Genomic DNA, 15,077 nt, shown 5'->3' with positions numbered 1-15,077 from the left:
GCAACCACTGTACTCGTCAAGAAGGAAGAGCCGGCTGGAAGCCAGCGGTCCCAGAAAACCGGCGCTACGCCTATCGCTTGTTCGGCCTTGATACCGTTGGACTCATCCCCCGGTCTCCTCCTTGCGCCTGGCGATATAGGCGTCCACCGCCTCGCGCACGGCCGGATCGAGCGGCGGCGGGACATAGGCATCGCGCGTCTTCTTCCAGACATCCAGTGCCCGGTCGGTCGCGGTGCGCTCGCCGGCATCGCGCCAGTTTTCGAAATTGGACCAGTCGGAGAGCACCGGGCGATAGAAGGCGTTCTCGTAGCGGGCAAGCGTATGGGGCGAGCCGAAGAAATGCCCGCCCGGCGCCACGCCCCGGATCGCATCGAGGGCGATCTCGTCGTCGCCGAACTCGATGGGCTTGAGGATCTCGGCCCAGCCCCGCAGCAATTCGGCATCGATCACGATCTTTTCCAGGCTCGCCGACAGCCCGCCTTCGAGCCAGCCGGCCGCATGGTTGATCAGGTGGCTGTGGCTCATGATCGCTGCCCACAGCGAGAAGCTGGTCTCCCAGGTCGCCTGCGCATCCGGCGCCGGACTGGCATTGACGGCACTGGTGCGCACCGGCACGCCAAGGCGACGGCCGAGCTGGGCGGTCGCCAGGGCCGCGTTGACATATTCGGGCGTGCCGAAGGCGGGAGACCCCGTCTTCATGTCGACATTGGAGGTGAAGCCGCCCATCACACAGGGCGCGCCGGGCCTCAGCATCTGGCAGAGCGCGATGATCGAGAGGGCTTCGGCCGTCTGCTGCACCAAAGCGCCGGCCAGGGTCACCGGCGCCATCGCCCCCATCAGCGTAAAGGGGGTGATCACCACGCATTGGCCGTGCTCGGCCATGATCATGATGCTGTCGAGGATGTCCTCGTCGACCACGCGGGGCGAATTGACGTTGGTCACCGTCATCAGGGTCGGATGTTCGGCCAGGGCCTCGATGCTGCAGCCATGCTCGATCGCCGAAAGCGCCAGGGCATCGCGCGCCTGCACGCCGCCGACGCCGCGCGCCGCCCAGACCAGATCCGACAATTCGATATGGGCGCGGTACATCTCCAGATGCCGCACGGGGACGGCGATGTCGACCGGCTCCACCACCACGCCGCCCTGCCAGTGCAGGAGGCCAAGGCCGTTGGTGATCTTGAGGATGTCGCGAAAGGCCTCGAGATCGCCATAGCGCCGGCCGCGCTCGAGATCACGAATATTGGGTGCGCCGTTGACCGGGCCGAAATTGACAACATTGCCGCCGACATGCAGGTCCCGCTCGGGATTGCGCGCATGCAGCACGAAGCGGCTGGGCGCCTTGGCCAGCATGGCCTCGACGATGTCGCGCCCCAGGCGCACCATCTGCGTCGCCTCATCCACCAGGGCACCATGGGCGGCATAGGCCTGGCGCGCTCGCGGGCTGAGGATCTTCATGCCGTCGGTTTCGAGCAGGGCATAGGCGGCATCGAGGATGCGCTCGACCTGCTCGGGCGAGAGGATGTCGACCGGCGCGAAGCGATTGGCCAGCCGCGGCATCGGCGGGGTGGCCGCCCCGGTGTTGCGGCTGCCGCGCTCGCGGCGGCCGGCACGGCCATGCTCGGGCCCGATGTTTTCCCGGCTCATCCGCGCAGCCTCCCGCCATTGGGATCGTGCAGGGGCGCCGCCCGCAGGATGGCCGGACGGTCCTGCCCGAAAATGTCGATGGCGAAAGCGGCACCGTCCTCGTGGTACTCGCTCTTGACGTAGCCGATGGCTAGGCTCTTGCCGACATAATGGCCATAGCCGCCCGAAGTGACGTGGCCGACGACCTTGCCGTCCTTGAGGATCGGCTCATAGCCGATCACTTCCGTATCCGTGTCGACCTCCAGGACGGCAAGGCGGCGCCTGGGGCCGCGCTCGCGTTCCGCCAAAGCGGCGTCGCGGCCGGTGAAGCCTTCCTTCCTGAAGTCGATGAAGAGATCGAGCCCGGTTTCGGCCGGCGTGTAGTCGGGCCGGAAATCCTTGTTGAAAGAGCCATAGCCCTTTTCGAGGCGCAGGGAAGAGAGCGCCCTGCCCCCGAACAGCTTGAGCCCGAGATCCTCGCCCGCCTCGACGATCTCGTCATAGAGCGTGGCCTGGAAGTCCGGCGTGGTCCACACCTCATAGCCGAGTTCGCCGGTGAAGCCGGCGCGCGAGAAGATCACCGGCGATAGGCCGACCGCAGTCTCCTTGACCGCGAACAACTTGAAGGCATCGGGCGAAAGATCCTCGCGCGCGAGGCGCTGCATCAGCGTGCGGGCATTGGGGCCGGCGATGGAAAAACCGGTCAAGGTCGAGGCAGCCGAGCGCACATGCACGTTTTCGGGCGGCTTTTGCTGCCAGAACCAGCGCATATGATAGGCTTCGGCGAAGCCCGAACCGATCAGCAGGTAGCGGTCCATCGCGAGGCAGGCGATGGAGAGGTCGCCGACGATGCGTCCCTCAGGGTTGAGCATCGGCGCGATCGCCATGCGGCCGGGCCTTGGCAGTTTGCAGGCGAGCAGCTTGTCGAGCCAGGCGCGCGCGCCGGCACCGGTGATCTCGTATTTGCCGTAGTTGGAGGTCTCGTAGAGGCCGACGGCCTCGCGCACCGCCAGGCACTCGGCCCTGACATGCGGAAAGGCGTTGGAGCGCCGATAGGTCGGATTCTCCGTGGGTTCGACGCCCGGGGGAGCAAACCAGAGCGCGTGTTCCAAGCCGAAATTGGCGCCGAACACGGCGCCGGCCTTCTTCAGCCGGCCATAGATCGGGGTGCGGCGCAGCGGGCGGGCATCCGGCAATTCCTCATTGGGAAAGGCGAGGCGGAAACGGCGGCGATAATTCTCGATCACCTTGGCCTTGGTGTAGCGTGGCGTGGCGAACACGCCGAAACGCGCGACGTCCATGGCCATGATGTCGGCGCCCGGGTCGCCCTCGGCCATCCAGCGCGACAGGGTCAGGCCGATGCCGCCGCCCTGGCTGAAGCCTGCCATCACGGCGCAGGCGACCCAGAAATTCGGCAGGCCTTTGACCGGACCGACCAGCGGATTGCCGTCGGGGGCGAAGGTGAAGGGGCCGTTGATCGACTTCTTGATGCCCGCGCGCCCGACCGCCGGGAAATGCTCGAAGCCGACTTCGAGCTCGGGAGCGATGCGGTCGAAATTGTCGGGCAGCAGCTGAGTGGCGAAATCGTCAGGCGTCTTGTCGACCGACCAGGGGGTGCAGTTGTGCTCATAGGTGCCGAGCAGCGCGCCCTTGCCCTCCTGGCGCACATAGATCTCGCCGGAGAAATCGGTGGTGTTGATGATCTCCTTGTCCAACCCTTCCAGCTCGGGAATGGCCTCGGTGACGATGTAGTGATGCTCCATCGCCAGCACCGGCAACTCGATGCCGACCATGCGCCCGATCTCGCGGGCCCACAGGCCGCCGGCATTCACCACGTGCTCGGCATGGATCGAGCCCTTGTCGGTGGCAACGTCCCAGGAACCGTCGGGGCGCTGACTGAGGCCGGTGACGCGGGTGAAGCGGTGGATCTCGGCGCCAAGCTTGCGGGCCGCGGCGGCATAGGCATGGGTGGTGCCCCAGGGATCGACATGGCCGCCATCCGAGCGCCAGAGCGCGCCGGTGAAGTATTTCTCCTCGATCAGCACGTTGCGGCGCTTGGCCTCGGCCACCGGGATGATCTCGGTTTCCATGTCGAGATAGCGGGCCCGGCTGGCCACCAGGCGCAGATAGTCCATCTCGCCTTCATTGGCGGCGAGCATCAGGCCGCCATTGGCATGGATGCCGCAGGACTGGCCGGTGAGGGCCTCCAACTCGCGATAGAGGTCGATCGTATATTTCTGCAGCTTGGAGACGTTGGCATCGCCATTGAAGGTGTGCATGCCGCCGGCAGCGTGCCAGGTCGAGCCCGAGGTCAGCTCGTTCTTCTCGATGAGGGCGACGTCCGTCCAGCCGATCTTGGCCAGGTGATAGAGGATGGAACATCCCACCACGCCACCGCCGATCACCACGGCACGCACTTCGCTCTTCATTCCCGGGACCCTTTCAAAGCAGGAGTCCCTGATACACGACATCAGCCCGCTTCGCGACGATGGTAGGGAAAACGCATCGATGACAAAACAAACATGACGAGAGTGAACTTATCGGGTTTTATGGATCAAAAGTTAGAAAAATAAACAATTGATGGATAAGAAAACAGATTGATCCTGGGATCGCAGGCTTCCAGCCTGCATCTTCCCCTGCCCCAGGCGTAGCGTTTCCAAAATGCAGGCTGGAAGCCTGCGATCCCAGGGATTCAACCCGTCGCAAAACGGGCCTCGAGCAGATCGAGTTCCCGCACCAATCTGCGGGCCACCTCGTCCGAGAGCCGCCGAGTGCGGGCATATTGGAAGATCTGGTCGCGCTCGGCCCTGAGGCCCGCCAGGCGCAACTGGCGCTCGATCTCGTCGATGCGGCGCGTCAGTTCGGCTTCCTCGCCGGTCTGCAGTCGCCCGTCGATGCGCTGGCGATAGAGATCCATGATGCGCACGCTGGCATCGGCGTAGAGATCGGCATCGCTGCGTCCCAGCCCCAGTTCGTGCTGGGTCCGCTCGATCGCCTTGATCGCCGCCTCCGCCGCGGCGATGCGGGCCTCGTCCTCCTCCTCCTGGTGCGAGGGCTCGGGCGGCAGCTCCAGCCCCTTGAGCAGGCGGGGAAGGCCGACACTCGCCGCCACCAGGGACATCACGATCACCCCGGCTGCCAAGAAGATGGCGAGGTCGCGCGCCGGGAAGGGCGTGCCGTCGCTGAGGGCCAAAGGCAGCGTCAGCACGCCGGCCAGGGTGATGGCGCCGCGTACGCCGGCGAGCGAGGCGGCGGCAATCAGCCGCCAGCTTGGCAGCATGATCGCCTTGCCCTTGCGCGCGGCGCGAAACAGGGTGAAGCGCAGCGAGGTCCACACCCACAGAAAGCGCAGGATCGCCAGCGCCAGCGTGATGGCGAGGACATAGACGATCATCCAGATCGCACCATGGCTCCTGGCAGCGGCGGCGACGATCTGCGGAATCTGCTCGCCCAGCAGCACGAAGATGATGCCGTTGGCCGCGAACTGCACCATGTCCCAGACGGCACCGCCACGCATGCGGGCGGCGACCAGCGACTGGCCGAGGCGCTCGACATAGCTCATGGTCATGCCGGCGGCGACCGCCGCGAGGATGCCCGAGCAATGCAGTTCTTCGGCCAGGAGATAGGCGGCGAAGGGGATGAGCAGGCTGACCAGCACCTGCGAGCCCGCCTCGTCGCCGAAGCGGCGGGCCACCCAGCGATTGGCCAGGGACGCGCCCCAGGTGACGGCAATGCCGATGGCGATGCCGCCGCTCGCCACCCAGAGGAAGGTGCCGAGGGCGCTGGTGAAGGAGAAGGTGCCGGTCAAGGCCGCGGCAACGGCAAAACGCATGCAGACCAGGCCGGAAGCGTCGTTCAGCAGCGACTCGCCTTCCAGCACATGCATCAGCCGCTTGGGAATGGGCACTCTGGCCGCGATAGCCGATACCGCGATCGGATCGGTCGGCGACAGCACGGCGGCGAGCGCGAACGCCACCGCCAGGGGCATCGACGGGATGATCCAGTGAATGAAGAAGCCGACGCCGATCACGGTGAACACCACCAGGCCGAAGGCGAGCTCGATGATCGTGCCCTTGTCGCGGAACAGGCCGTCCTTGGGAATGCGCCAGCCATCCAGGAACAGCAGCGGCGGCAGGAACAGCAGGAAGAAGACCTGCGGGTCGAGCTCGACCCTGAAACTGGCGAAGGACGCGATCAGTGCGCCGAAGCCGATCTGGACCAGAGGCAAAGGCAGGACGATCGGCAGCATCCTCGCGAGCGCGCCGCTGAGAACGACCGCCAGCAACAACAACAAAATGACCGAGATCGTCTCCATGCCCGCCTTATCCGCTCGTGACGCGGTCAAGCTAGGAAGCGCCTGTTAAGATATTGTTGACCAGTCCGAGTTTTCACCAACCCGAAAACGGATGGACCGGCTCCGGCGTTCGGGCTCTCCGGTCGCGCCTCTCCTAAGGATTCCGGCTCGGACAAGACTTCGTCATCGGAATAACGCACAACAACAAACATACGAGTTCAATGAATTGGGCATAGCCGCAATTGTCCGTTGCGCGACATGTTGGCTTAATCCTAGGTTGAACCGGACGGTGGACCCGCAAAACATTTGGGCTGCCTTGCCGGTAAAGCGGCGTCGGGGGAAACGACATGTCTTCTTACAAATCCATTGAGCAAAATCCGAAATATCAGGAACTGGTGCGGCGCCGAAGAACGCTGAGCCTGACGCTTTCGGCCATCATGATGGTCATCTATTTCGGCTTCATCCTGGTCGTCGCCTATCTGCCCGGCGTACTCGGGCAGCATCTGGGCACGGGCGTCACCACCATCGGCATTCCGATCGGCATTCTCGTCATCGTCGCCGCCTTCATCCTCACCGGCATCTATGTCCGCAAGGCCAACGCCGAATTCGACACGCTGACCCAGGAAATCGTCAAGGAGGCACGCGGATGAAGCGCAGTACCCTCATCCTCGCGGCCTTCCTGCCGGCCCTCACCGCCACCCAGGCCCTCGCCGACGCCGTCTCCGGACCGGTGCAGCAGCAGGCGACCAACTGGCACGCCATCATCATGTTCGGCCTGTTCGTGCTCCTCACGCTGGGAATCACGGCCTGGGCTGCCAACCGCACCAAATCGGCCTCGCAATTCTACACGGCGGGCGGCGGCATCACCGGCTTCCAGAATGGCCTCGCCATCGCCGGCGACTTCATGTCGGCGGCCTCCTTCCTCGGCATTTCCGGCCTGGTCTACATGAAGGGCTATGACGGCCTGATCTATTCGATCGGCTGGCTGGTCGGCTGGCCGATCGTCACCTTCCTGATCGCCGAGCCCCTGCGCAATCTCGGCAAGTTCACCTTCGCCGACGTCGCTTCCTTCCGCTTCAAGCAGACGCCGATCCGCGTGCTCGCCGCCTTCGGCACGCTGGTGACGGTGGCCTTCTACCTGATCGCGCAGATGGTCGGCGCGGGCAAGCTGATCCAGCTCCTGTTCGGCCTGCAATACAGCTACGCCGTCATCATCGTCGGCGTCCTGATGATGCTCTACGTCACCTTCGGCGGCATGGTCGCCACCACCTGGGTGCAGCTGATCAAGGCCTGCCTGCTGCTGGGCGGCGCCACCTTCATGGCCCTGATGGTGCTGCTCACCTTCAATTTCAGCCCCGAGGCCCTGTTCGCCAAGGCGGTGGAGGTCCATCCCAAGGGGGCGGCGATCATGCAGCCGGGCACGCTCGCCAACCCGCTCTCGGCCATCTCGCTCGGTCTTGCCTTGATGTTCGGCACGGCCGGCCTGCCGCATATCCTGATGCGCTTCTTCACCGTCGCCGACGCCAAGGAAGCCCGCAAGTCGGTGTTCTACGCCACCGGCTTCATCGGTTATTTCTATATCCTCACCTTCATCATCGGCTTCGGTGCCATCACTCTGGTGTCGACCAACCCGGCCTTCCTGACCGATCCGGCCAAGGGGCTGGAGGCGATCCGGGGCGGCATCAACATGCCCGCCATCCATCTGGCCGACGCCGTCGGCGGCGACATCTTCCTCGGCTTCATCGCCGCCGTCGCCTTCGCCACCATCCTGGCGGTGGTCTCCGGCCTGACGCTCGCCGGGGCCTCGGCCATCAGCCACGACCTCTATGCCACGGTGATCAAGGGCGGCAAGGCCAAGGAGCAGGACGAGATCCGCGTCTCCAAGATCACCACCATCGTGCTCGGCGTGATCGCCATGGGGCTCGGCATCACCTTCGAGAACGTCAACGTCGCCTTCATGGTGGGCCTGGCCTTCGCCATCGCGGCTTCCTGCAACTTCCCGGTGCTGCTGATGTCGATGATGTGGCGCGGCATGACCACGCGCGGGGCGGTGATGGGCGGCTATCTCGGCCTGATCTCCGCCTTGCTCGGCGTCATCTTCTCGCCCGGCGTGTGGGAAGCCGTGCTCCAGCATCCCAAGGGCTCGGCGCCGTTCCCCTACGAGAATCCGGCGCTGTTCTCGATGGCGCTCGCCTTTGCCGGGATCTGGCTGTTCTCCAAGCTCGACAACAGCCAGCGCGCCGCCGAGGACCGGGCCGGCTTCGACGATCAATATGTCCGGTCGCAGACCGGCATCGGCGCTACGGCGGCGAGCAAGCATTGAGGCAGGACTGGGCCGGTTGAGGCACCCCTCATCCGGCTGCCGCCACCTTCTCCCGCAAGGGGAGAAGGGATTTCATTCGGCTCGGCTATGCTATCCAAGCTCCTTCTCCCCTTGCGGGAGAAGGTCCCGGCGGGAGGGATGAGGGGTGTTTTCTCAATCCAGCTTCAGGCCATATTCGGCCGCGCTCTCGACCAGCACCTCGGCGAAGGCCTGGGCCAGGGTCGAGGGGGCGAAGAGGTCATAGGCCGGCTCGTCGGAGACCTGGTGCAGCAGGATCGGGATCTGCGCCATCAGGGTGCGTGCGACATGGCCGGGCCCGAACACGCGCGGATGCAGGTCGATCCGGCATAGTTTCATCAGCGCACCGCGCGCCTTGGGGCCTGACAGGCGCAGCACGCCGAAGGCCGAGGAAAGATCCACCACCGAGGCGTTCTCGCCGAGAGCATGTTTGAGGCTCACGGCAAGGCTGCCCGGCCGTCCCTGCTTGTCCAGCACCAGCCAGTCGCCAGGGCCGAGCGAAAGCACCTTCAGCGCCCCCGAGACCGCCGATCGGCCGGGCTCCGGCAGATCCAACCCGAACTCCGCCTTGAGCGCACGGCGCAAGCCCGCCTCGCCATCCCGCCGCAGCTTGATCTCGGCGATGTCGGGGCTGCGCTCGGCCAACTGCACCTCGGCAACGCGATCGGAGGGGCGGTCCGGGATCAAGGCGTGATGACCGGGTACGGAGCGCGGCAGGACCAGCGGCTCGACGGCCCCGACCGGCAGGGCATCCCTCACCCTGAGATTGTCCGGATCGACGAAATGCGGGGAGACGATGGTGACCTCACAGGCTTCACCGCGCACGGGATCGGCAGCATGCAGCCTCTGGCCGATCCGTTCCTTGCCGCCGCGCAGCAGGGCAAGGCCGATGAAGCCCTTCCCCTGCGTGGTTGGGCAGGCGGCGGTAACGAAGCCCAGACTCTCCTTGGCTTCGGCGGAGGCGGTAAGATGGGCGCCGGCCCGCAGCTTCTGCCCGGGATCGTCCACCTTCACGCCAACCAGGACAAGGCGCCCAGCCTCGGTCAGGCCGGGACGACCGGCCAGGACGCGGCCGACATAATCGCCCTTTTTCTTGAGCATGCGGCCAAGGCCGAGATCGGCGGCCGTGGTCTGGCCGTTGAGCTCGCTGCCGGCGACATGCCCCTTCTCGATCCGAAGCAGGTTGAGGGCATCGAGCCCATAGGGCTTGATGCCGAAGGGCTTGCCGGCCGCGAGGATGGCTTCCCACACCGGCTCGGCATGGCCTGAGGGCACGCTGACCTCATAGGCGAGTTCGCCCGAAAAGGAGATGCGGAAGAGCCGGCCGGAAACCCCGGCGATGACGGCCTCGGCAACGGCCATGAAGGGGAAGGCCGCATCGTCGAGGTCCTGGCTGGTGATGCGGGCGAGCACCGCCCGGGCCTTAGGGCCGGCCACCGCGAAAGTCGCCCATTGATCGGCGACATTGGTGATCTGGACGTCGAGATCAGGCCATACGGCCTGGTGATGGAATTCGAGATGCTCCAGCACCAGCCCGGCATTGGCCGTGGTGGTGGTGACGAAATAATGATCCTCGGCCAATCGCGAGGTGGTGCCATCGTCGAGGACGATGCCATCCTCGCGCAACATCAACCCATAGCGCGCGCGCCCGACCGGCAGCGAGGAGAAGGTATTGGCATAGATGCGATCGAGAAAGACGCCGGCATCGCGGCCCTGGACGTCGATCTTGCCGAGCGAAGAGGCGTCGGTGACGCCGACGGCCTCGCGCACCGCCCGGGCCTCGGCCAGCACCGGCGCCCAGCTGGTGTCCCGCTTGGGGGAATAGACCAGGGGCCGCAGCCACAGGCCGAGCTTGACGAACACGGCGCCCTGCCGCGAGTGCCAGTCATGCAAGGCCAGCCGGCGCTTGGGGCGGAAATGCTCGCCCGTCTCGGCCCCTGCGAGGGCGCCGAACGAGACCGGCGCGGCATAGGGACGGAAGGTCGGCAGGCCCGTCTCGGCAAGGCTCTCGCCCTTCTCGCCGGCGAGGATGGCGCTGCCGACGAGGCCGCCCGTCTTGCCCTGGTCGGTTGCCATGCCAAGCGTGGTATAGCGCTTGGCATGCTCGACATGGGCATAGCCTTCGCGCACCGCCAGGCGGAGATCATCGGCGGTGACGTCGTGCTGCAAGTCGACAAAAGCCTTGCCCATGAAGGCCTTGCTGGAAGCGCGTGAAACTTTGGCCTCCCAGAAGGGCTGCGATGGCGTTCCCTCGCCTTGCGTGCCTGCCGCATCGCCGACGAGCTCGATCCGCTCATTGCCCCTCGCGCGGAAGGACACGGCCTTTTCGTCCCATTCGAAGGGCATGCGGGCCTGGCCAGCCAGCTGCAGCCGGGGATCATGGCCACCGGAGACGCAGAGCAGATCGGCCAGCAGCATTTGCGGCCGCAGCCGGGCGGCGATCGAGGTGATGGTCAGGACATGCAGGGGTGCGCCCTCGGTCGCGGAGACCTGCGATCCAAACCAGACGGGGATGCCAGCTCGTTCGGCCTCACGGCCGGCGGCCGTTTCAGGCCTGACGTCGATGATGCCGGCGATCTCGACGCCAGCCTCGACAAGCTGCCTGGCCGCGTCATAGGCGCGGTCATTGTTGACGAAGAAGGCGGCCCGCCGACCCGGTGCCACGCCGAAGCGCGCGGCATAGGTGGCGGCGGCCGAAGCCAGCATCACGCCGGGGCGGTCATTGCCGGGAAAGGCGATCAGGCGTTCCTGTGCGCCGGTGGCGAGCACGATCCGGCCCGGGCGGATGATCCACTGGCGCTGGCGCACCTCGTGCGGCCTTGGCGTGGCGCGATGATCGGCCACCCGTTCGACGGCGCCGACCACCAGCCCATCATAGAGGCCATAAGCGCCGGTGCGGTTGAGCAGCATCACTTCCGGAAGCGCCGCGAGTTCGGCAAGCTTGTCGGTCAGGCCGTCGCGCGCCGCGGGATCGAGCAGCGCCGAGCCACCAAAGGCGAAATCCTGTTCCAGCACGATCACGCGTTTGCCGGCCCGCCCCGCCGCCAGGGCGCTGTCGAGCCCGGCCGGTCCGGAACCGACGACCAGGAGGTCGCAATGGGCATGCATGGTGTCGTAGCTGTCGGGATCGGGCTCCCGTGCCGCCCGCCCCAGCCCGGCCGCCCGGCGGATCAGCGGCTCGTAGACCTTCTCCCACCAGGCCGCCGGCCACATGAAGGTCTTGTAGTAGAAACCTGCCGGCAGAAAGGGCGACAGCCAGCCATTCACCGCGCCGAGATCAAAGCCGAGCGAGGGCCAGCGGTTCTGGCTCACCGCCTCCAGCCCCTCGAAGAGCTCGATGGTGGTGGCGGGGACATTGGGCTCGCGCCGGGCGCCCCGACGCAGTTCCACCAGGGCCGAGGGCTCCTCGGGCCCGGCCGTGAAGATGCCGCGCGGCCGGTGATATTTGAACGAGCGCCCGACGATGCGCACGCCATTGGCCAGGAGCGCCGAGGCGAGCGTATCACCGCGATAGCCATGCAGGATCTTGCCGTCGAAGCGGAAGGACAGCGGCTTGCCGCGATCGACCTGCCCGCCCTCGACGAGGCGATGGGGACCGCTCATGCCGAACGCTCCGGCAAGGGGATCTCGTCATGTCTGCTGACCACGGCCTGGATCTCGTGGCTGACCGTATCGCGCAGCACCTTCAGCACCTGCCGGCAGCCATGCACATGCTGCCACCATTCCAGATGCCAGCCCGCCGGATTGGCGCGCTCATAGACATAATCGTAATAGGCTTGCGCCTCGGCCTCTTCGCCCGGCCGGTGCACCGAGGCATCGCCCCGATAACGGAATTCGACTTCGTCGCGCAAGCCGCAATGGGGACAGGCAATTCTCAGCATGACGGGCAAGCCTTGGCATTAAAGCTCGACGTCATTGCGAGCCTGGCCAATCCATATGGATTGGCTTGAGCGAAGCAACCCAGGGGCCAAAGGGCGCAAAGGCTGGATTGCTTCGCTGCGCTCGCAATGACGGTAAATGCTGCCACGAGCTCCCCCATCTCAATGCATCCAGGCATAGGGACCGATGCCCCGTTCGTCGATCACCCGCCCTTCCCGGAAGCGTTCCAGCCCGAAATGGGCGATCAGGGGGTGCGGCGCGCCGGTCGCCACCAGATGGGCCGTGGTGAAGCCGCCGGCCGGGATCGCCTTGAAGCCGCCATAGCACCAGCCGCCGTTGAGGTAGAGATTGGGCACCGGCGTCGTCGAGATGATCGGATTGCCGTCGGCGGTCATGTCCATCGCCCCGCCCCATTGGCGCAGCACGCGCAGGCGCCCGAGGGCCGGCATCAGCGTCAGGCCTGCCGCCAGCACGTCTTCCACCATCGGCAGGCTACCGCGCCTGGCATAGGAATTATAGCCGTCGAGCGCGCCGCCGAAGACCAGGCTGCCCTTGTCCGACTGGCTGACATAGAAATGCCCGGCGCCATAGGTGACGACGCAATCGATCAGCGGCTTGATCGCCTCGGAGACGAAGGCCTGCAGCACATGGGTCTCCAGCGGCAGGCGCAAGCCCGCCATGCTGGCCAGCAGCGAGGAATGCCCGGCCACCGCGAACAGCACCTTGCCGGCGCGAATGCCGCCGCGGCTGGTCTCGACGCCGCTGATCGCCCCGCCCTCGCGCGTGATGCCGGTGACCTCGCAATTCTCGACGATGTCGACGCCGCGCCGGTCGGCGGCACGGGCATAGCCCCAGGCCACAGCGTCATGGCGTACCGTGCCGCCCCGCCTCTGCAGGAAACCGCCGAGTACGGGAAAGCGGCCATTGTCGACGTCAATGAGCGGCACCAAGCGCTTGACGCCTTCCTTGTCGAGCAGCTCGGCATCGACGCCTTCGAGCAGCATCTGGTTGGCGCGCCGGGCCAGCAGATCGCGCTGGCCGTCCGCATGCACGAGATTGAGCGCACCGCGCTGGGAGACCATGGCATTGTAGTTGAGCTCAGCCTCGAGCCCTTCCCACAACCGAAGTGAGAAATCGTAGAAGCGGATGTTCTCGGGCGAGAAATAATTGGAGCGGATGATGGTGGTGTTGCGCCCGACATTGCCGAGCCCGATGCCGCCGCGCTCCAGCACCGCGACGTTGGTGATGCCGTGATTCTTGGCGAGATAGTAAGCCGTGGCCAGGCCATGCCCGCCGCCGCCGACGATCACCACGTCATAGGCCGGTTTGGGCGCCGCCTTGCGCCAGGCTGGCCCCCAGCCGCGATGTCCGCGCAACGCCTCGAACGCGAGACGAAATCCCGAATAGGCGGAAGAGAGGACGGACATGGGCTCCGCTGTGATGCCGCGAGGGCGCCTGCCCGACGCAGGCGCCCTCCCGACTTAAGCACCTCGCTTGCCGCTGGCAATCGAAACACCGAGATGGGCTGCGATTTTGTTGCCGCCCCTCCGGAACCGAGATGAGATGGCCGACCATCCCGCCCCGGTCTCCCGCAGCACCGTGCCGTAACTTTCTCCCAATTTTTCCGCCATTCCGGTCTTGCCCCGCGCGGCGCATATCTATATGAAGCCCCCGACCAGCTGCGGAGAGGTGGCAGAGTGGTTGAATGCACCGCACTCGAAATGCGGCATGGGGGCAACTCCATCGGGGGTTCAAATCCCTCCCTCTCCGCCATTCCTTCTTCATGGCACTTGGCAAGCGCGACAGGTCATCCAGGCCGTGCGAAAATGTTTTTAATCAAATCGTTACAGTAAGGCACCTCCGGCTGCGGCGAAGCCGGAGAAGTCAGTGCGCCGTCGATCTCAGCTGCCTTTCATGCGACTTTCTACCGAGCTACGTGTCGTGGTTCGCTTGGCATGCAACGTCCGCCTCTCGAGAACGGGCGATTGGGGGCTTCTTTCTAGAGCATCGGACATTTAGTCAGACGCATAGCCGGCGGCGTTGAAATAGTTCCAGCCTTTTGGGGCTGCGGTGATCGCAGATATCGCCGATTGCATTCCAGAGTTGTTCGAAAATTCGAGCGGCAGCCGCCCTCGGACGGGCTTTGAGTCGGGCAAAGGCCATGGCGATGAGATTAACTGCCCCTGGAAAGTCACCGCTTTGAGGTTAGTCTGAAGCGCGAGGGCGTCGAGGTTAGCTGGAGGAAGCTCCATCGCCACGCGAGGAACGGGTGATGGTAAGGAAGCGCGGCGGCCGTCGACCAGCGCTGGAGCCTCGACTTTGTCTCTGACACATTGGTCGACGGCCGCCGCTTCCGCATACTGTGTGTCATCGACGACTTCAGCCGGGAATGTCTGACGACCGAGGTCGATGACTCGATCTCCGGCGAGCGCGTGGCGCGGGCGTTGGATGCGATCGCCGAGCGTTGCGGCTATCCGCCGATAGTGATCAGCGACAACGGAACCGAACTCACTTCGAACGCCATGCTCGAATGGCAGCAGGAGAATGGTGTCGAATGGCGGTACATCGTGCCGGGCAAGCCGATGCGGAATGGCTTCGTGGAGTCCTTCAAGAGGCGCCTGTGGGACGAATGCCTCAACAGCTATCGCCACGCTCGTCAGATCATCGAGGACGGGAGGACCGACGACAATCTGGGCCGACCACACACGAGCCTCGGCGGGCTCACCCCAAACGAGTTTGCAACCCGGTCCGCAACGGACCGCAACATGAACAGAGCTAACCTATAGACGCGGACAAATAGGGGAGCAGGTCAGCGGCCATCATGACACTGGGGGCCGCAAACGCAAAAAAGCCCTGCGCGTTTGGCGACAGGGCTTATTCGAGAACGTTGGTTGCGGGGGCAGGATTTGAACCTGCGGCCTTCAGGTTATGAGCCTGACG

General features: G+C 65.3%; 8 protein-coding genes, 1 tRNA gene and 1 pseudogene. 4 read left to right on the top strand and 6 right to left on the bottom strand.

Translation table 11 applies throughout. The features are described from left to right. Window positions 1–102: 102 nt before the first annotated feature. The 3 genes from QM672_RS27980 to QM672_RS27970 form a co-directional block, all read right to left on the bottom strand. Window positions 103–1,644 carry a trimethylamine methyltransferase family protein gene (locus tag QM672_RS27980; protein ID WP_415086550.1) on the bottom strand — a complete coding sequence of 514 codons (1,542 nt, stop codon included), beginning with the start codon at window positions 1,642–1,644 and terminating at the stop codon, window positions 103–105. After that, complete coding sequence (locus QM672_RS27975) at window positions 1,641–4,052, bottom strand: GcvT family protein (RefSeq protein ID WP_415086548.1); 2,412 nt, start codon at window positions 4,050–4,052, stop codon at window positions 1,641–1,643. Before QM672_RS27975 ends, QM672_RS27980 begins: the two co-directional genes overlap by 4 nt. Before the next feature lie 263 nt (window positions 4,053–4,315). Then, the gene (locus QM672_RS27970) at window positions 4,316–5,938 is read right to left on the bottom strand and encodes a Na+/H+ antiporter (protein ID WP_311932939.1); all 1,623 of its coding nucleotides are present in this window, start codon (window positions 5,936–5,938) and stop codon (window positions 4,316–4,318) included. 326 nt (window positions 5,939–6,264) lie between these two features. Between QM672_RS27970 and QM672_RS27965 the strand changes: the two genes are divergently transcribed. Continuing rightward, window positions 6,265–6,567, top strand: a complete 303-nt coding sequence (locus tag QM672_RS27965; protein ID WP_394314753.1) for a DUF485 domain-containing protein — start codon at window positions 6,265–6,267, stop codon at window positions 6,565–6,567. Next, a complete protein-coding gene (locus QM672_RS27960; RefSeq protein WP_394314752.1) occupies window positions 6,564–8,240 on the top strand; it encodes a cation acetate symporter in 1,677 nt (558 codons plus the stop codon). Before QM672_RS27965 ends, QM672_RS27960 begins: the two co-directional genes overlap by 4 nt. A gap of 153 nt (window positions 8,241–8,393) precedes the next feature. Here the strand turns inward: QM672_RS27960 and QM672_RS27955 are convergent, their stop codons facing one another. From QM672_RS27955 to QM672_RS27945, 3 genes are all read right to left on the bottom strand, one after another. Next, window positions 8,394–11,861, bottom strand: coding sequence for a 2Fe-2S iron-sulfur cluster-binding protein (locus QM672_RS27955; protein ID WP_415086546.1), 3,468 nt, complete (start codon window positions 11,859–11,861; stop codon window positions 8,394–8,396). Continuing rightward, window positions 11,858–12,139, bottom strand: a complete 282-nt coding sequence (locus QM672_RS27950; RefSeq protein ID WP_415086544.1) for a sarcosine oxidase subunit delta — start codon at window positions 12,137–12,139, stop codon at window positions 11,858–11,860. The genes QM672_RS27955 and QM672_RS27950 overlap by 4 nt, the downstream gene beginning before the upstream one ends. A gap of 159 nt (window positions 12,140–12,298) precedes the next feature. Beyond that, window positions 12,299–13,564 carry a sarcosine oxidase subunit beta family protein gene (locus tag QM672_RS27945; protein ID WP_415086542.1) on the bottom strand — a complete coding sequence of 422 codons (1,266 nt, stop codon included), beginning with the start codon at window positions 13,562–13,564 and terminating at the stop codon, window positions 12,299–12,301. Between the two features lie 256 nt (window positions 13,565–13,820). On the opposite strand from QM672_RS27945, the gene QM672_RS27940 reads away from it, so the two are divergent. Together QM672_RS27940 and QM672_RS27935 are read left to right on the top strand one after the other, a co-directional pair. Then, a tRNA-Ser gene (locus QM672_RS27940) sits at window positions 13,821–13,910 on the top strand. A 422-nt stretch (window positions 13,911–14,332) separates the two neighbouring features. Next, window positions 14,333–14,923: pseudogene (locus tag QM672_RS27935) on the top strand (DDE-type integrase/transposase/recombinase); the annotation flags it as partial. Between the last annotated feature and the right edge of the window lie 154 nt (window positions 14,924–15,077).

The sequence above is a fragment of the Labrys sp. (in: a-proteobacteria) genome (assembly GCF_047605565.1).
Classification (GTDB): domain Bacteria; phylum Pseudomonadota; class Alphaproteobacteria; order Rhizobiales; family Labraceae; genus Labrys; species Labrys neptuniae.
This window is presented reverse-complemented; position numbering and strand designations above follow the sequence as displayed.

Coding starts and splice junctions, on each gene's coding strand:
- QM672_RS27960 (WP_394314752.1), top strand. CDS start 6,564: ATGAAGCGCAGTACCCTCATCCTCGCGGCCTTCCTGCCGGCCCTCACC.
- QM672_RS27980 (WP_415086550.1), bottom strand. CDS start 1,644: ATGAGCCGGGAAAACATCGGGCCCGAGCATGGCCGTGCCGGCCGCCGC.
- QM672_RS27950 (WP_415086544.1), bottom strand. CDS start 12,139: ATGCTGAGAATTGCCTGTCCCCATTGCGGCTTGCGCGACGAAGTCGAA.
- QM672_RS27945 (WP_415086542.1), bottom strand. CDS start 13,564: ATGTCCGTCCTCTCTTCCGCCTATTCGGGATTTCGTCTCGCGTTCGAG.
- QM672_RS27970 (WP_311932939.1), bottom strand. CDS start 5,938: ATGGAGACGATCTCGGTCATTTTGTTGTTGTTGCTGGCGGTCGTTCTC.
- QM672_RS27975 (WP_415086548.1), bottom strand. CDS start 4,052: ATGAAGAGCGAAGTGCGTGCCGTGGTGATCGGCGGTGGCGTGGTGGGA.
- QM672_RS27965 (WP_394314753.1), top strand. CDS start 6,265: ATGTCTTCTTACAAATCCATTGAGCAAAATCCGAAATATCAGGAACTG.
- QM672_RS27955 (WP_415086546.1), bottom strand. CDS start 11,861: ATGAGCGGTCCCCATCGCCTCGTCGAGGGCGGGCAGGTCGATCGCGGC.